14 protein-coding genes are annotated in these 16,756 nt (G+C 71.3%); 10 read left to right on the top strand and 4 right to left on the bottom strand.

The window, feature by feature from the left end:
- Positions 1 to 22: 22 nt before the first annotated feature.
- Positions 23 to 1,120, bottom strand: a complete 1,098-nt coding sequence (locus ABTX60_RS24710; protein WP_352099186.1) for a mechanosensitive ion channel family protein — start codon at positions 1,118 to 1,120, stop codon at positions 23 to 25.
- 240 nt (positions 1,121 to 1,360) lie between these two features.
- A complete protein-coding gene (locus tag ABTX60_RS24715) occupies positions 1,361 to 2,344 on the bottom strand; it encodes a lysylphosphatidylglycerol synthase transmembrane domain-containing protein (RefSeq protein WP_502992383.1) in 984 nt (327 codons plus the stop codon).
- 215 nt (positions 2,345 to 2,559) lie between these two features.
- Between ABTX60_RS24715 and ABTX60_RS24720 the strand changes: the two genes are divergently transcribed.
- The 4 genes from ABTX60_RS24720 (at position 2,560) to ABTX60_RS24735 (ending at position 7,454) form a co-directional block, all read left to right on the top strand.
- Complete coding sequence (locus ABTX60_RS24720; protein WP_352099312.1) at positions 2,560 to 4,455, top strand: ABC transporter ATP-binding protein; 1,896 nt, start codon at positions 2,560 to 2,562, stop codon at positions 4,453 to 4,455.
- A gap of 73 nt (positions 4,456 to 4,528) precedes the next feature.
- On the top strand, positions 4,529 to 5,032 hold the full coding sequence (locus tag ABTX60_RS24725; RefSeq protein WP_352099187.1) for a hypothetical protein: 504 nt from the start codon (positions 4,529 to 4,531) through the stop codon (positions 5,030 to 5,032).
- Positions 5,033 to 5,127: 95 nt separating this feature from the next.
- The gene (locus ABTX60_RS24730) at positions 5,128 to 6,756 is read left to right on the top strand and encodes a sensor histidine kinase (RefSeq protein WP_352099188.1); all 1,629 of its coding nucleotides are present in this window, start codon (positions 5,128 to 5,130) and stop codon (positions 6,754 to 6,756) included.
- Positions 6,753 to 7,454, top strand: a complete 702-nt coding sequence (locus ABTX60_RS24735; RefSeq protein WP_352099189.1) for a response regulator — start codon at positions 6,753 to 6,755, stop codon at positions 7,452 to 7,454. Before ABTX60_RS24730 ends, ABTX60_RS24735 begins: the two co-directional genes overlap by 4 nt.
- A gap of 11 nt (positions 7,455 to 7,465) precedes the next feature.
- Here the strand turns inward: ABTX60_RS24735 and ABTX60_RS24740 are convergent, their stop codons facing one another.
- Complete coding sequence (locus ABTX60_RS24740; protein WP_352099190.1) at positions 7,466 to 7,900, bottom strand: MarR family winged helix-turn-helix transcriptional regulator; 435 nt, start codon at positions 7,898 to 7,900, stop codon at positions 7,466 to 7,468.
- A gap of 176 nt (positions 7,901 to 8,076) precedes the next feature.
- Complete coding sequence (locus tag ABTX60_RS24745) at positions 8,077 to 9,024, bottom strand: methionyl-tRNA formyltransferase (protein ID WP_352099191.1); 948 nt, start codon at positions 9,022 to 9,024, stop codon at positions 8,077 to 8,079.
- Between the two features lie 250 nt (positions 9,025 to 9,274).
- On the opposite strand from ABTX60_RS24745, the gene ABTX60_RS24750 reads away from it, so the two are divergent.
- The 6 genes from ABTX60_RS24750 (at position 9,275) to ABTX60_RS24775 (ending at position 16,727) form a co-directional block, all read left to right on the top strand.
- Positions 9,275 to 10,630 (top strand): lysine N(6)-hydroxylase/L-ornithine N(5)-oxygenase family protein, encoded by a 1,356-nt coding sequence (locus ABTX60_RS24750; protein ID WP_352099192.1) that lies wholly within the window; start codon positions 9,275 to 9,277, stop codon positions 10,628 to 10,630.
- Between the two features lie 138 nt (positions 10,631 to 10,768).
- Positions 10,769 to 11,830, top strand: coding sequence for a FecCD family ABC transporter permease (locus ABTX60_RS24755; RefSeq protein ID WP_352099193.1), 1,062 nt, complete (start codon positions 10,769 to 10,771; stop codon positions 11,828 to 11,830).
- Positions 11,827 to 12,888 (top strand): FecCD family ABC transporter permease, encoded by a 1,062-nt coding sequence (locus ABTX60_RS24760; protein WP_352099194.1) that lies wholly within the window; start codon positions 11,827 to 11,829, stop codon positions 12,886 to 12,888. The genes ABTX60_RS24755 and ABTX60_RS24760 overlap by 4 nt, the downstream gene beginning before the upstream one ends.
- A gap of 42 nt (positions 12,889 to 12,930) precedes the next feature.
- A complete protein-coding gene (locus tag ABTX60_RS24765; protein WP_352099195.1) occupies positions 12,931 to 13,785 on the top strand; it encodes an ABC transporter ATP-binding protein in 855 nt (284 codons plus the stop codon).
- 91 nt (positions 13,786 to 13,876) lie between these two features.
- Positions 13,877 to 14,935 carry an iron-siderophore ABC transporter substrate-binding protein gene (locus ABTX60_RS24770; RefSeq protein ID WP_352099196.1) on the top strand — a complete coding sequence of 353 codons (1,059 nt, stop codon included), beginning with the start codon at positions 13,877 to 13,879 and terminating at the stop codon, positions 14,933 to 14,935.
- Between the two features lie 4 nt (positions 14,936 to 14,939).
- Positions 14,940 to 16,727: an ABC transporter ATP-binding protein gene (locus ABTX60_RS24775; RefSeq protein ID WP_352099197.1), complete on the top strand. Its 1,788-nt coding sequence runs from the start codon at positions 14,940 to 14,942 to the stop codon at positions 16,725 to 16,727.
- Positions 16,728 to 16,756: the final 29 nt, after the last annotated feature.

The following is a 16,756-nucleotide window of genomic DNA, read 5'->3' on the forward strand; positions in this document are numbered from 1 at the left end:
CCCCCGGCCGCGCCGGCGCGTCTCAGTCGAGCCGGGCGGAGCTCAGTCCACCCGGCTCGACCTCGCCGGTCCGTTGCTGCGGGATGACGACCCCGCCCTGCTGGAGGGCCACCGTGCGCGCCGGGGCGGGGATGCGGATGCCCTCCGCGCGGTAGCGCTTGTGCAGCCGCTTGATGAACTCGTGCTTGATCCGGTACTGGTCGCTGAACTCGCCGACGCCCAGTATTACGGTGAAGCCGATGCGGGAGTCGCCGAAGGTGTGGAACCTGATGATGGGTTCGTGGTCCGGCACGGCGCCGTCGACCTCGGCCATCGTCTCGGCGATGACCTCGTTGGTCACGCGCTCCACGTGCTCCAGATCGCTGTCGTAGGCCACGCCGACCTGGACCAGGACGGTCAGCTGCTCCTCGGGGCGCATGAAGTTGGTCATGTTCGCCTGCGCGAGCTGACCGTTGGGGAGCACGATGAGGTTGTTGGACAGGTTGCGGATCGTCGTCTGCCGCCAGTTGATGTCCTCGACGTAGCCCTCCTCACCGCTGCTGAGCCGGATGTAGTCACCGGGCTGGACGGTCTTGGAGGCGAGGATGTGGATGCCCGCGAAGAGGTTGGCGAGGGTGTCCTGCAACGCCAGCGCGACCGCCAGACCGCCCACTCCGAGGGCGGTGAGCAGCGGGGCTATGGAGATGCCCAGGGTCTGGAGCACCACCAGGAAGCCGATCGCCAGGACCAGGATCCGGGTGATGTTGACGAAGATCGTGGCCGATCCGGCGACCCCGGAGCGGGACTGGGTCACCGTGCGCACCAGCCCGGTCACCACCCGGGCCGCGGACACCGTCGCGACGAAGATCAGCAGCACGGTGAGCACCTGGTTGGTGGTGTGCTGCACCGTCCGGGTCAGCGGCAGCACCGCCGCCGCGCCCGCCACGCCGCCCACGATCGCGGCCCAGGGCACCACGGCCCGCAGCGCGTGCACGATCACGTCGTCGCCGCTCCAGCGGGTGCGGTCGGCGTGCCGGCCCAGCCAGCGCAGCAGGACGCGCAGCGCGAACGCCGCCAGCAGGCCCGAGCCGAGGGCGATGCCGGCGAACAGCAGATCGTCCACGGTGAGCGCCCGGTTCACCGGTCACCTCCGGGGCGGGGAACCGCGGCGAACGCCGCCACCGGCGGCCGGATGTGAAGTCTGGTCACGTCGTCACCTGCTCGTTTTCCGGGATGTGCGAAGGTGCCCGACCACCCTGACCAGCGGTCGGCACGATCGTTCATCCTGCCGTATCCCGCACGGGGTTCCGTACCGGAGACGGGGGTGAGCGAAGGGTGAGCTATTGCACATGACACACCGTCACGTCCGGTTCCCCCTGGGTCAGATCACCTTCAGCCGCACCAGCGCCGCCAGCGTCAGCGCGCCCGGCACCAGCGGCAGCCAGACGGTGATGACCCGGAAGGCCAGGACCACGGCGGTGGCCACCGCGGCCGGGCCGCCCGCCGCCACCAGCGCCACGACCAGCGCCGCCTCCACCGAGCCGATCCCGCCCGGCGTGGGCACCAGCGCGACCGCGACCGTCGCCGCCAGGTAGGCCACCGCCATGTGCGCGGCCGGGATGTCCAGCCCCAACGCCCGCCCCACCAGCACCAGGACCGATGCCTGCAGCGCCGGGAAGGCGAAGGACCCGCCCCACAGCGCGAGGGCCCGGGCGGGCCGGGTGTGTACCGAGCGCGCCTCGCCGAGCGCCGTCCGCAGGAAGGACACCAGGGCCGAGCGCAGCCGCCGTACGAGGACGAGCACGGTCGCGGCGATCACCAGCACCACCCCGGCGGCGGCCAGCAGCGGACCGAGCGCCGTCTCCGGCACCAGCGTGCCGAGCCGCAGCGCGTCGGGGAACGCGACGAGCAGGGCGCCCAGCAGCAGGACCCGGCCGGCGCTCTCGGCGAGCAGGTACAGGCCGAGAGCGGCCGAGGAGCGGGCGAGGGGTAGTCCGCAGACCGTCATGAACCGCAGGTTGACCGCGCTCGCGCCCAGCCCGGTCGGCAGCAGGTGGTTGGCCGCGCCGGCCGCGAACTGCGTGGCCAGCAGCCGTCGTCGGGGCAGCCGTTCGACGACCGCGCCCTGCCGGGTGCAGGAGGCGGCGACCCAGGTCAGGCAGGTCGCGCCGACGGCGGCCAGCAGCCACGGCCACTCGGCGGTGCCCAGGTGCGCGAAACCGGCCGCCAGTACCGACCGGTGCTGCACCGCGACCACGGTGACCAGCAGGAGCGGGAGCAGACACAGGATCTGCCGCAGGCGGCGGACCGGGACGCGACGGGGGAGTCGTCCCGGCCGGAGTTCGGGGAGTTGTACCGCTGTCACGTCTGTAGAGCCTGTCCAGGCCGTGCCAACTGCGGGTTGCGGGAGCGGGGACTGGGGATTGCGCGCGGGAAGCGGCTGGGTGGGGAGCGTCATCGGGGCCTTTGCGCGAAGGGACGGGGAAGAGGGGGATCGGGGCGATTGTGCGGGATGTCGGGGAAATGCGCGAGCTCCTTGACCTCAAGATTGCTTGAGGTTCTACGGTCTCCGTCATGAGTATGGAGACCACAGCGTGGACACAGCTGCACAGCGTCATGAACGCCGAACGGGAGCGCCGCCCCTTCGCCCTGGCCACCCTGCGCCGCATCGGCGCGTTCGCCCGCCCGCACCGGCGCCGAATCGCCCTTTTTGTACTTCTTGGTGTGGGTACCGCCCTGTTGGCCGTGGCGACGCCCGTCCTGGCCGGGTGGGTCGTGGACACGATCGTGTCCCGGGGAGACGAGGACAGGGTCGTACGCCTCGCCCTGCTCATCGCGCTGATCGCGGTGGCGGAGGCGGCCCTGGGCATCCTCGGCCGGAGGCTGTCCGCGACGCTCGGGGAGCATCTCATCCTCGATCTGCGGACGGCCGTCTTCGACCATGTGCAGCGCATGCCGGTCGCGTTCTTCACACGCACACGTACGGGCGCCCTCGTCTCCCGGCTCAACAACGACGTCATCGGCGCCCAGCGCGCGTTCAGCAACACCCTGTCCGGAGTGGTCAGCAACCTCGTCACGCTGCTGCTCACCCTCGCGGTGATGCTCACGCTGTCCTGGCAGATCACCCTGCTGGCGCTGGTGCTGCTGCCGGTGTTCGTGATCCCGGCCCGGCGCATGGGCAGTCGCATGGCCGGGATGCAGCGGGAGGCGGCGACGCTGAACGCAGCGATGGGAACCCGCATGACCGAGCGGTTCTCCGCCCCCGGCGCCACCCTGGTCAAGCTCTTCGGACGTCCCGAGGAGGAGTCGCGGGAGTTCGCCGAACGGGCCCGCCGGGTCGCGGACATCGGGATCCGGACCGCGACCGCCCAGGCCGCCTTCATCACCGCGCTCACCCTGGTCTCGGCCCTCGCCCTGGCCCTGGTCTACGGCCTCGGCGGCTGGTTCGCCCTGCGCGGCGCCCTGGACCCCGGCGCGGTCGTGTCGCTCGCCCTGCTCCTGACCCGGCTGTACGCGCCGCTGACGGCGCTCGCGGGGGCGCGCGTCGAGGTGATGAGCGCCCTGGTCAGCTTCGAGCGGGTCTTCGAGGTGCTCGACCTGCGGCCCCTCATCGAGGAGAAGCCGGACGCGCGCCCGGTGCCCGACGGGCCCGTGGCGGTCGAGTTCGAGCAGGTCCGCTTCGGTTACCCCGCCGCCGACAAGGTCTCCCTGGCCTCCCTGGAGGAGGTCGCTTCCCTGGACGGCCGAGGCGGAGACGAGGTGCTGCACGGCCTGTCCTTCCGCGCCGAACCCGGCCAGACCGTGGCGCTCGTCGGCTCCTCCGGCGCGGGCAAGTCGACCATCGCGCAGCTGATGCCGCGCCTGTACGACACCGACGAGGGGGCCGTGCGCATCGGGGGCGTCGACGTCCGCGACCTCACGGCGCGCTCGCTGCGGCAGACCCTGGGCATGGTCACCCAGGACGGCCATCTCTTCCACGACACCGTCCGCGCCAACCTGCTGCTCGCCCGGCCCGAGGCCACCGAGAGCGACCTGTGGGACGCCCTGCGCCGGGCCCGCCTCGACGAACTCGTACGGTCCCTGCCCGACGGACTCGGCACCGTCGTCGGCGAGCGCGGCTACCGCCTGTCCGGCGGCGAACGCCAGCGCATGACCATCGCCCGGCTGCTGCTGGCCCGCCAGCGCGTCGTCATCCTCGACGAGGCCACCGCCCACCTCGACAACACCTCCGAGGCCGCCGTCCAGGAAGCACTCACCGAAGCCCTCGAAGGCCGCACGGCCGTCGTGATCGCCCACCGTCTCTCGACGGTCCGCGCGGCCGACCAGATCCTGGTCGTCGAGGCCGGCCGGATCGTGGAACGGGGCACCCACGAAGAACTCCTGGCGGCGGGACAGCGCTACGCGGAGCTGTACCGCACCCAGTTCGGCGGACCGGCCGACGGGGCGCGGAGCGAGGCGGTGGAGGAGGCCGCGTAGGGCGTGAACGCCTGCCCGGACCTGTGCGTACTCCTGTCGAACACCTGCCGAAAGACCGCACCGGAGAGGCGACGTGTCCCAGCAGCAAACGACCGCACGATCCACCCGCCGCACCCCCTCCCGCGCCCACCGATCGCGCGCCCTCGCGGCGGCCGGAGTCCTGATCGTCCTTCCCCTGGTCACGGCCTGCGGCGGCGGTGACGACGGCAAGGGCGCCGACGGCGGCAAGGCGGCGCCGAGTGTGACCGCCGCTCCCGCCGCCGGGGTCGTCGCACCGGCCAAGGTGGAGGTGATCGCCGGGCTGACCGGCTGCAAGGCGAAGATCCGCATCGACGCCGACGAACTGCGCCAGGGCCTGTGCCACACCGAGAAGGCCGACTACCTCATCACCACCTTCCCCGAGGAGAAGTTCAAGGAGACCTGGCTCGAGGAGGCGCGCGTCTACGGAGGCAAGTACCTCGTCGGCACGCGCTGGGTGGTCAGCGTGAAGCCGGCGCTGCTGGAGTCCTTCCGCGCGAAGCTCGGCGGCACGATCAGGGAGCTGCGGGGCATCGGCCCCAAGCCGGGCGGCCGCTGACAGCTCTCTTTCGATTTCGGCTGGTGGGCGTCATGATGGTGCGGCTCGGCACATGAGCCGCCCCGCTCACGGCGGCATCGCAGATTGAGTCCGTCGTGGTCGCCACCTTTCGTCGCCACTCGCTCGCGGGCGAGATGCTGGTGCTCCAGCTCGCCATCGTCGTGGTGGTGCTGCTGGCCGTCGCCGCGGTCTCCCTCGCCCAGTCCCAGGCCACCTTCAACCGCGTCGAAGGGCGCCGGGTGGGCGCGCTCGCCGAGCAGCTGGCCGCCAACCCCCTGGTGCGCAGCCAGCTGGTGCGCCCCGCGCCGGGGGAGGCGCTCGCCCCGCTGGTCCTCGCCACCCAGGCGCAGTCGGGGGTGACCTCGGTGACCGTGGCCGACGCGGCCGGGCGGATCGTCAGCTCCACGAACCCCACGGTCGTCGGGGAGCGGATGCGGCTGGGGCCGGGCACCGCCCGGGGGCGCGGCTGGACCGGGCAGCTGACCCTGGACGGCAACCGCGAGCTGGCCGCCCAGGTGCCCGTCCTCGGGGCGAGCGAGGAGAACCTGGGCCGGATCCTCGGCACGGTGATGATCGGTGAGGCCGATCCGACGGTGTGGCAGCGGCTCAGCGGCGCCTCCTCCTATCTGCTCGCCTATCTGGGCATCGCCAGCGGACTGGGCGTGGCCGGCTCCTGGCTGCTCGCGCGGCGGGTGAAACGGCAGACCCTCGGGCTGGAGCCGGGTGAGATCGCCGGGCTCGCCGAGCACCGGGAGGCGATGCTGTACGGGATCGCCGAGGGCGTGATCGCCCTGGACCCGCAGCACCGGCTCACCCTCGTCAACGACATGGGCCGCCGTCTGCTCGACCTGCCCGAGGACTGCGTCGGCCAGAGCCTCACGGGCCTCGGCATCGACGGACGGCTGCGCGACGTGCTGTCCGGCACCGCAGCCGGTGAGCGCGACGAGGTCGTCGTCCGGCACGGCCGGGTCCTGGTGATGAACCGGATGACCGTCACCAAGGACGGCCGGCCCCTCGGCTCGGTCACCACCCTGCGCGACCGCACCGAACTGGCCCGGCTGGAACGGGAGATCGGCTCCTTCCGCAGCTCCTCCGAGCTGCTGCGCGCGCAGGCGCACGAGTTCGCCAACCAGCTGCACACCATCTCCGGGCTGATCCAGATCGGTGAACAGGACGAAGTCGTGGCCTACATCCGCGCGGTGAGCCGGCACCGCCAGGCCCTGGACGTCACCCTCAGCCGCCGCGTGAGGGACACCGCGGTCGCCGCACTGCTGATGGCGAAGGCATCCCTCGCGGCGGAACGGAAGGTCAGTCTGCGGATCTCGGACGACACCGCGCTGGAGCGGCTGACTCCCGAGGACGCCGCCGATGTGGCGACCGTGGTCGGCAACCTCGTGGACAACGCCGTCGACGCCGCCACCGCCCGGGACGACTCCTGGGTGGAGGTGGCGCTGCGTCAGGACGCCTCCGGCGTGGAGATCGTGGTCCGCGACTCGGGGCCGGGCGTTGCTCCGGAGCTGGCCCGCGAGGTCTTCTCCCACGGTTTCACCACCAAGGCCGCCCGGGAGGGCGAGCGCGGTATCGGACTGGCCCTGACCAAGCTGGTCTGCGAACGGCACGGGGGAGAGATCTCGGTGTCCAACACCCCTGAAGGGGCCGTGTTCACCGCACGCATGACCGTCAGCCACCTCATCGACGCGGTGGCGGAAGGAGCGGCCCCATGACCGAGGCGAGCGACAAGGCGGACGCGATCGACGTCCTCGTGGTCGACGACGACTTCATGGTGGCCAGAGTCCACCGCGCGTTCGTCGAACGCGTCGAGCCGTTCCGCGTCGTCGGCACGGCCCACACCGCAGGACAGGCCATCGAGGCGGTCGAGACCCTGCGCCCCGACCTCATCCTGCTCGACCTGTATCTCCCCGACCTGTTCGGGCTCGACGTCATCCCCCGGCTGCGCACCGCCGGGCACGACTGCGACGTCATGGTCATCAGTGCGGCGACGGAGGCCGAGACGGTGCGCGGCGCCGTCCGCCGTGGTGTGGTCGACTACCTCCTCAAGCCCTTCGACTTCGAGGATCTGCGCCTGCGCCTGGAGCGCTACGCCGCCCAGCGGGGCAGGCTGCTCACGACGGTGGTCCGCGGCCAGGCGGACGTGGACCGTGTCCTGGCCGGAGCGTTCGGCCCGGCACCGGCTCACACCCTGCCCAAGGGCATGAGTGTGGAGACCGCCGAACTCGTCGAGCGGGCCCTGCGCGAGGCGGACGGCACCCTGTCCGCCACCGAGTGCGCCGCCGTCACCGGCGTGTCCCGGGTGAGCGCCCGCCGTTACCTGGAGTACTTCCACGGCACCGGCAGTGCGGAGGTGTCCCTGCGCTACGGCGCCGCCGGCCGGCCCGAACGCCGCTACGGCTGGCGGGCCTGAGCCGTCACCCGCTACCCGGCTGCGGGGCCCTGTTCCTCGTGGTGGGCGTGCACGCGCCGCAGCAGGGAGGCCAGTTGCTCCCGCTCGGCATCGCTCAGCGGGGCCAGGAGGTCGTCGTCCGCCGAGGCGATGTCGGCGTTGAGATGATCGAGGGCGGTTCTGCCCCGAGGGGTGATGCGGACGTCGACGCGGCGGCGGTCGGCGAGGCTGCGGACGCACTCGACCTGCCCGGCGTCGGCCAGGTCCTTCACGATGCGCGCGAGGTCGCTGGCGTTCATGTCCAGCCTGGCGGCCAGCACCCCCTTGGGCTGCGGACCGAGATCGGCGACCAGGGTCAGGACGGTCAGATGCCACAACCGCAGCCCTCTGGCCGTGAGTTTCTCCGACAAGGTGCGGCGGGCGGCCTTTCCCGTCGCGTACATCAGGTACGCGCTGAGGTTCAGCACGCTGGGCGGCGTCCTGCGTGAACGGTGGTCCGGCTGTGCCTTTTCTGTGAACACGCTTCAAAAATAGGGCACTTGGCGGCTGTGGGCGCAGCACTTCCCGGCGATCGCCGCCGTGCGGAACGGGTCCGCACGGCGGCGATCGCCGGCCGGCCCCGGGGCCGTACCGGTCCGGCGCGTCAGGGGCGGCCGGTGAGATAGCCGCCCATGGAGGTGAAGTACTCGGCCGCGGGCAACTCCCGGCCGTCCTCGGTGCGTACGCGCGTGATGGCCAGGCCGTGGTTGCGTCCTGTGCGGGCGTCGGCGCCGGCGACGATCACCACGCCGTCGCCCTCGCGGTAGAAGATCCGGCCGGGCGTGCCGCCGTAGCGGCCCTCGGACACGAACGCGGCCAGGACGTCGAGCCGCTTGCCCCGGTGGAAGGTGTGGGCGCTGGGGTACGGCTCGGACTGGGCGCGCACCAGGCGCTCCAGGTCCTCCGCGGGCCAGCTCCAGTCGATGCGGCTGTCCTCGTCGGCCCGCTTGTGGAAGAAGGACGCCTGGGAGCGGTCCTGCTTGGTGAACTCGGTCTGTCCGGCGGCGATCAGTCCGAGCGCGCCGACGGTGACCGGGGCGATGAGGTCGACGGTCTTGTGGAAGAGGTCGGTCGCCGTGTCCGCCGGGCCGACCGGCACCGCCTCCTGCCGGACGATGTCGCCGGCGTCGAGTTCGTCGTTCATCATGTGCGCCGTGACGCCCACTTCGGGCTCGCCGTTGATGAGCGCCCAGATCAGCGGGGAGAAGCCGGCGTACTTCGGCAGCAGCGAGTCGTGCACGTTCAGCGTGCCGTGGCGGGGCAGGCCGAAGATGCGCGGGGGGATCCAGGTACGCCAGTTGTTGGCCACGATGATGTCCGGGTCGGCCTCCTTGAGGCGCTCGAACAGCTCTTCGTCGTCGGGGCGGTTGCGGATCAGCACCGGGACGCCGTGCTCCTCGGCGAGGTCGGCGACCGAGTCGCTCCAGATCTTCTCGTAGGCGTGCTCGCTCTTGGGGTGGGTCACGACCAGCACCACGTCGTGCTCGGACTCCAGGAGGGCTTGCAGGGTGCGGTGCCCCCAGGTCTGGTAACCGAACATGACGACCCGCATGGGGTTCCTCCTCAGGGCAAGGTGTTGGCCGACGCAAGTAAAGCAAGGCTTACCTTAGTGCGCAACGGGCATGCGGGGTGCGCCAGTTGACGAGGCCCGCTTCCGGGTGGTGCCCGTTTTGCCCTGTCGACACCTCGACGGGTTTAGCTTAGGCTCACCTAAGTTCGTTGGCGTGCCGCGTCGTCGGCATGCCCGTCTCCCGTTCCCTCCACACCTGACACGCGCGGCTGCCCCGCACGATGGGAGTGACATGTCGCAGGTTCTTCCCGGTGACGCATCACCGGTCCACGACCTGATCGGAATCGGCTTCGGGCCGTCCAACGTGGCCATGGCGATCGCGCTCCGCGAGCACAACACCCGCGTCGGCGGGCGGGAGGCGATCACCGCACACTTCTTCGAGCAGCAGCCCCGCTTCGGCTGGCACCGCGGCATGCTCATCGACGACGCCACCATGCAGGTCTCGTTCCTCAAGGACCTGGTGACGCTGCGCAACCCGGCCAGCGAGTACAGCTTCCTCTGCTACCTGCAGAGCAAGGGCCGGCTGATCGACTTCATCAACCACAAGAACCTGTTCCCACTGCGCGTCGAATTCCACGACTACTTCGAATGGGCCGCGGCCCAGGTCGAGGACATGGTCTCCTACGGCCACGAGGTCGTCGGTGTCGCGCCCGTCACCCGGGACGGCGTCGTGGACCACCTGGAGGTGACCGTCCGGTCGGGCGGTGGCCTCGAGGTCCACAAGGCCCGCAACCTCGTCATCGGCACCGGCCTGCGGCCCCTCATGCCCGAGGGAGTGGAACGCGGCGACCGCGTCTGGCACAACTCCGAACTCCTGGCGAAAGTCGACGAGTTGGAGGGCACCTCGCCCTCCCGATTCGTCGTCGTGGGCGCTGGGCAGAGTGCCGCCGAGAACGTCGCCTACCTGCACCGCCGCTTCCCCGGGGCCGAGGTCTGCGCCGTCTTCTCCCGCTACGGCTACAGCCCGGCCGACGACAGCAGCTTCGCCAACCGGATCTTCGACCCCCAGGCAGTCGACGAGTACTTCGCCGCGCCCGAGGACGTCAAGCGCCGGCTGATGGACTACCACGGCAACACCAACTACTCCGTGGTGGACATCGACCTCATCGACGACCTCTACCGGCAGTCGTACCGGGAGAAGGTGCTCGGCGCCGAGCGGCTGCGGTTCCTCAACGTCTCCCGGCTGACCGGCGTCAAGGAGACCCCGTCGAGCGTCCGTGCCACGGTGACGTCCCTGGTCAACGGCGAGGAGACCGATCTGGACGCGGACGTCGTGGTCTTCGCCACCGGCTACAGCCCCGTCGACCCCACGAGCCTGCTCGGGGAGGTCGCGGACCACTGTCTGCGCGACGAAGAGGGACGCGTCCGCGTCGAACGCGACTGGCGTATCGCGGCCGACCCCACCCTGCGCTGCGGCATCTACCTGCAGGGCGGCACGGAGCACACGCACGGCATCACATCGTCGCTGCTCTCCAACACCGCCATCAGGGTGGGCGAGATCCTCGACTCCCTCCTCGGCCGCGCCGCCGAGCCCACCGCGGACCGGAGGCGCACGGTCGCCGACGGCACGGGCAGCGCCGCCCGCTAGGCGCTCCGCCAGGGGGCCGGTGTCACCGATCGGCCACAGCGCCGCCGTGGCCGGTCGCGCCGGTCCCCGCACCCCTTCCGGTGCCGCAGGCACCGTCCGGTCAACTCGCCCACCGCGCAAGGGATAACGTACGTCGACATGGGCACGACTGCTGCAGTGGAGCGCCCCCCGGTCAAGGGCTCGTCAGCGACCCCCCGGCGACGGGTCGTGGGTCTGGCCACCCTTCTGACGGTCCTCGTGATCGCCGCGGTCCTGTCGCTGGCCGTCGGCGCCCGCGCGTTGAGCCCCGCCGAGGTGTGGCACGGACTGTTCGGCGCCCCGGACCCCGACCGGCGGCTCACGGAGATCAGGCTCATCGTCGAGACCGTACGGGTGCCCCGCACGGTCCTCGGAGTCGTCGCGGGCATCGCCCTCGGCGTCGGCGGGGCGCTGATCCAGGGGTTCACCCGCAATCCGATCGCCGACACGGGCCTGCTGGGGGTGAACACCGGCGCCTCGTTCGCCGTGGTGTCGGTGATCGCCGTGTTCGGGTTCTCCAACCCGTTCCAGTACGTCTGGTTCGCCTTCGTGGGCGCGGCGGTCGCCGGTGTCGTGGTGTTCGGCCTCGCGAGCATCGGCCGGGGCGCCGGCAACCCGTTGACGCTCGCACTGGCCGGGCAGGGGATCACGGTGTTCCTCATGGCGATGACCACGGCCGTCGCGCTGTCGAATCAGGCGTCGCTGAACGCCCTGCGCTTCTGGAACGCGGGCTCCCTGGCCGGTGTCGGATTCGACGTCATCTGGCCGGTGACCGCGTTCATCGGTGCCGGTCTCGTGCTGGCCCTGACCACGCTGCCCTCCCTCAATCTGCTCAACCTGGGCGACGACGTGGCCAGGGGCCTGGGGGTGAACATCGCGCTGAGCCGGACCGTCGGCATCACCGCCATCACCCTGCTGGCGGGTGCGGCGACGGCCGCGTGCGGACCCATCGCCTTCCTCGGCCTCATGGTCGCCCACGTGGCTGGGTACCTGACCGGCCCGGACTACCGCTGGCTGGTGCCGTACGCCGGCCTGCTCGGGGCCGTCGTACTGCTGCTGTGCGACATCGTCGGCCGACTGGTCGTGCGGCCGGGCGAGTTGGACGCCGGCGTCCTCGTGGCGTTGCTCGGCGCCCCCTTCTTCGCGGTGCTCGTGTGGCGCGGAAAGTTCAGGAAAGCATGAACGTGACCGAGGTGAAGCCGTCCCTGCCGCCGGGTGTGCGGCTCGGCCGGGTGTCGTTCGTCTGGCGGCCCTGGCCCCTGTGCGTCACGCTGCTGCTGGCCGCGGCGACCTTCCTGGTGTTCTGCGTGTCCATCGGCGTCGGGGACTTCCCGATCGGCCTCCCGCGGGTGATCGCCACGCTCTTGGGACGGGGCGAGCGGGTCGACGAGTTCGTCATCATGGACCTGCGGATGCCGCGCGCCCTGGCCGGACTCGTCGTGGGCGTCGCCCTCGGGGTGTCCGGGGCGATCACACAGGCCATCGCACGCAATCCGCTGGCCAGCCCGGACGTCCTGGGGATCACTTCGGGAGCCAGTGCCGTCGCGGTCTTCCTGGTGACGGTCTCGGGCGGGACCGCCGCGGCGGTCGTCGACTCCGTCGGCCTGTCGGCCGCGGCGCTCGCGGGCGGGCTCGGCACCGGCCTGCTGGTGTACTTCCTGGCCTGGCGGCGCGGGGTGGACGGCTTCCGGCTCATCCTCATCGGCATCTCGGTGAGCGCCGTGATGGAGGCGATCACGACCTGGTTGCTGGTCACGGCCGACATCAGGGACGTCGCCCGCGCCCAGGCATGGCTGGTCGGCTCGCTGGAGGACCGCTCCTGGGGCGAGGTCTGGACGGCCCTGTGGTGCGGACTCGTCCTCCTGGCCGTCGTCTCCTGCGTCGCCTTCCAGTTCAGGCCGATGCACTTCGGCGACGAGGTCGCCGCGGGGCTGGGCGTCCGGTACGGGAGGGTGCGGGCGGTCCTGTTGCTGTGCGCCGTGCTGCTGGCCGGTGTGGCGGTGAGCGCGGCGGGCCCGGTGCCGTTCGTCGCGCTGGTGGCGCCGCAGGTGGCGATGCGTCTGGCGCGCTGCCCCACACCGCCGATGGTGGCCTCGGGCCTGACGGGCGCGCTGCTGCTGACCGGCTCGGACCTCGTCGCGCGCACGGCGCTGCCGGTCTCGCTCCCGGTCGGCGTGGTCACCGCCGCGATCGGCGGGCCCTTCCTCGTCTATCTGCTGGTGCGGGCGAACCTGCGATAGATGTACAAGAGTCAGGTGAACCCAAGCAAGGGGGGACGACCCGTGGTCGCACAGTCCGTCAGCGAGGCCGCGGTCGGCGGCACTCCGAGGCTCGCCGCCCGAGGTGTCACGGTCGGCTACGGCGGCCGGGTCGTCATCGACGGGCTCGACGTGGCGATACCGCCCGGCGTGATCACCACGATCATCGGCCCCAACGGCTGCGGGAAGTCGACCCTGTTGCGCACGCTGTCGCGGCTGCTCAAGCCGGCCGGCGGGACGGTCGTCCTGGACGGCGAGGACATCGGCAGGCTTCGGACCCGGGACGTGGCGAAGAAGCTCGGCCTGCTGCCGCAGGCTCCGGTCGCGCCGGAGGGGCTGACCGTGGCCGACCTGGTCGCCAGGGGACGCCACCCGCACCAGAGCTGGCTTCGGCAGTGGTCGTCCGACGACGCCGACGTGGTGGCACGCGCCCTGGCCATGACCGGGGTGGCGGACCTCGCCGATCGCCCGGTCGACGCACTGTCCGGAGGGCAGCGCCAGCGCGTCTGGATCTCGATGACGCTGGCCCAGGGCACCGATCTGCTCCTGCTGGACGAGCCGACGACCTATCTGGACCTGGCGCACGCCCTCGACGTCCTCGACCTGGTCGACGATCTGCACGAGTCCGGCTGCACCGTCGTCATGGTGCTGCACGACCTCAACCTGGCCACGCGCTACAGCGACCACCTCGTGGTGATGCGGGAGGGCTCGATCCTGGCGCAGGGACATCCGCGTGACGTCGTCACCGCCGAACTGCTGCACGAGGCCTTCGGGTTGCGCGCTCAGGTGATCGACGACCCGGTCGGCGACCGGCCGCTCATCGTGCCGATCGGGCGGGCCCACGTGCAGCCTGGGCACCTTCCGGCGCGGGAGAGTTAGTAAGGCTAGGCTAACCTCACTGCGGCGCGGTAAGGTTTGGCTGCCCTTAGGCGAGGGTGCAGTGAACTGGCGCGAAAGCAAGGGGATTTGGATGCTCCTCCATCGAACGACGCCCGGAAAGCCATGGCGGCGGCTGGCAGCGGTACTGTCCGCGGCCGCCCTCGGCGTCGGTCTCCTCGCGGGGTGCGGTTCCGGCTCGGCGGACACGGCGGACAGCGAGAACAAGGGCACTCAGGCCGCGGCCGCCGGTGACTTCCCGGTCACCGTGGAGCACGCGTTCGGATCCACGACGGTCGAGAAGGCGCCCCAGCGGGTCGTCTCCGTCGGCTACACCGACGACCAGACCGTGCTGGCCTTCGGCATCAAGCCCGTCGGCATGGTCGACCAGTACCCGAACCCGCCCGGCAAGAGCCCCGACGTCAACACCCAGTGGCCCTGGGTGAAGGACAAGTGGGGAGACACCAAGCCCGAGGTCGTCATGAAGAACGGCGACTCCGGCCCCAACTACGAGAAGATCGCGGCCCTTCGGCCCGACCTGATCGTCGCGGTCTACTCCGAGATCGACAAGTCCGCCTACGACAAGCTCTCGAAGATCGCCCCGACGGTGGCCCGCACCAAGGGCGAGAAGGAGCCCTTCAGCGCTCCCTGGCAGGACAACGCCCTGCACATCGCCAAGGCCCTCGGCAAGGCCGACGAGGGCCAGAGGATGGTCGACGACATCCAGGGCCAACTGGACGCCGCCAAGAAGGCGCACCCCGAGCTCGCCAAGGAGACCGCGGTCGCGCTGTCCTGGTACAAGGACTCGGTGGCACCCTTCACCTCCACCGACGTGCGCGGCCGGCTCGTCACGGGCATCGGCTACAAGTACCAGACCGAGATCGACAAGGTCGCGGGCGGCGACTTCTACACCACGCTCTCGCCCGAGCGCGTCGACCTCGTCGACGTCGACCACATCTTCGTCATCAACGACAAGGCCGACACCGAGGCGCTCAAGAAGTTCAAGCTGTTCGCCAACCTCGACGCAGTGAAGAAGGGCAACGTGTCCTACCTGCTCGACAGCGAGGGACCGGCGGTCGGCGCGGCCATCTCCCAGGGCACCCTGCTGTCCATGCCGTACGCGATCGACGAGCTCGTCAAGTCGGTCGAGTAGGGACGTGAGCACCACCGACACGCGCGTCGCCCCGGCGGCCCTGCGCACGACGACCGGACGCGAGGCCGCCCGCTGGGTCGCGGAGCACTGCCGCGCGATGCCCGGGCTGACGCTCGCGACCGTGCTCACCACGGTCGCGGGGGCGGCGCTCCAGGTGCTCCCGGTGCTCCTGCTCGGCCGGGTGGTCGACGGGGTCGTCGGGGGCGAGGACCGTTCGGTCCTGGTCACGATCGGGGTGCTGATCGGCGCCGCCGCGCTGCTCGGGGCGGCGGCCACCGGGGTGTCCACGTACCTGATCGGACGGCTCGGCGCGGATCTGCTCGCCCGGCTGCGCGAAGGTGCCGTCCGGGCGGTGCTCGGCATGCCGAGCGCACGCGTCGAGCAGGTCGGCCGGGGTGACGTGCTCAGCCGGGTCGGGGACGACGTGGCCGTCATCTCCAAGGGCATCCGCACGGCCGTCCCCACGGTGTTCTCGGCGGGAGTGCTGGTCGTCATCGCGACCCTCGGCATGTTCGGGCTCGACTGGCGGCTCGGCCTGGCCGGCGCGGGCGCACTGCCCGCCTACGCGCTGGCGCTGCGCTGGTACCTGCCGCGGTCCGCCCCGCTCTACCAGAAGCAGCGCGTTGCCCAGGCCGACCGCGCCCAGGCGTTCATCAGCGGTCTGAACGGCATCGACACGGTCCGGGCCTACCGCCTGGAGGGTGCCTTCCGCGAGAAGGTCACCACCGAGTCGTGGCGGGTGCGCGAGCTCGGTATCGAGGTGTTCCGGTTCTTCGGCCGGTTCGTCGGCAGGGAGAACCGCGCCGAGTTCATCGGTCTGGTCCTGATCCTCGTGGTGGGGTACGCCCTGCTGGAGGCCGACGCGGCCACCCTGGGCGAGGTGTCTGCCGCTCCGCTGCTGTTCCACCGGCTGTTCACCCCGCTCGGCGCCATCATGTTCACCTTCGACGAGGCACAGAAGTCGGGCGCGAGCCTGACCCGCCTGGTCGGGGTGCTGGGGGAGTCCGCCCAGGAGCGGCTGGTCGGCGACGAGTCCGTCACGGCGGCCCGGGCCGGCGCGTATCCGGTGACGGTCGAGGGGCTGACGTTCCGCTACCCCGGTTCGGAGGAGCCGGTGCTGCGGGACGTGAACCTCGCCATTCCCGCCGGGAGTTCCCTCGCCCTGGTGGGCGCCACCGGCGCGGGCAAGACGACTCTGGCCGCGCTGATCGCCGGGATCGGCACCCCGCAGTCCGGGTCGGTTCGTATCGGGACGACCGATCTGGCCGACCTGGACGAGGCCGGGGCGCGGGCCCTGGTCAGCATCCTGACGCAGGAGACGCACGTCTTCTCCGGCCCGCTCGCCGACGACCTGCGGCTGTCCGCGCCGGGGGCGAGCGACGGGGAGCTGTTGGACGCGTTGCGCACGGTCGGTGCCGAGGGCTGGGTCGCCGCGCTTCCCGACGGGCTGGACACCCCGGTCGGCGAGGGCGGTGAGCGCCTGGACGTCACCGAGGTCGCCCAGGTCGCCCTGGCGCGGCTGGTGCTGGGGAGGGCGCCGGTGGTGGTGCTCGACGAGTCGACCGCGGAGGCGGGCAGCGAGGGCGCCGCCGAGCTGGAGCGGGCCGTACGGGCCGCCTGCGCGGGCCGCACCACGCTGTTCGTGGCGCACCGGCTGACCCAGGCGATGGCCGCGGACCGGATCGCCGTACTCGAGGCGGGACGTGTCGTGGAGCAGGGGACGCACGAGGAACTGGTGGCTCTGGGCGGCCGGTACGCACGACTGTGGCGGGCCTGGCGAGAGGGTAGTTAGGTAACCCTTATTTAGGTTAGCCTAACTCC

This window comes from Streptomyces sp. NPDC126510 (genome assembly GCF_040302345.1).
Classification (GTDB): Bacteria; Actinomycetota; Actinomycetes; order Streptomycetales; family Streptomycetaceae; genus Streptomyces.

What these genes read in the sequence shown, in the direction of transcription:
- ABTX60_RS24720 (WP_352099312.1), top strand. Translation starts at nt 2,560, where the DNA reads ATGGAGACCACAGCGTGGACACAGCTGCACAGCGTCATGAACGCCGAA.
- ABTX60_RS24735 (WP_352099189.1), top strand. Translation starts at nt 6,753, where the DNA reads ATGACCGAGGCGAGCGACAAGGCGGACGCGATCGACGTCCTCGTGGTC.
- ABTX60_RS24745 (WP_352099191.1), bottom strand. Translation starts at nt 9,024, where the DNA reads ATGCGGGTCGTCATGTTCGGTTACCAGACCTGGGGGCACCGCACCCTG.
- ABTX60_RS24750 (WP_352099192.1), top strand. Translation starts at nt 9,275, where the DNA reads ATGTCGCAGGTTCTTCCCGGTGACGCATCACCGGTCCACGACCTGATC.
- ABTX60_RS24755 (WP_352099193.1), top strand. Translation starts at nt 10,769, where the DNA reads ATGGGCACGACTGCTGCAGTGGAGCGCCCCCCGGTCAAGGGCTCGTCA.
- ABTX60_RS24760 (WP_352099194.1), top strand. Translation starts at nt 11,827, where the DNA reads ATGAACGTGACCGAGGTGAAGCCGTCCCTGCCGCCGGGTGTGCGGCTC.
- ABTX60_RS24770 (WP_352099196.1), top strand. Translation starts at nt 13,877, where the DNA reads ATGCTCCTCCATCGAACGACGCCCGGAAAGCCATGGCGGCGGCTGGCA.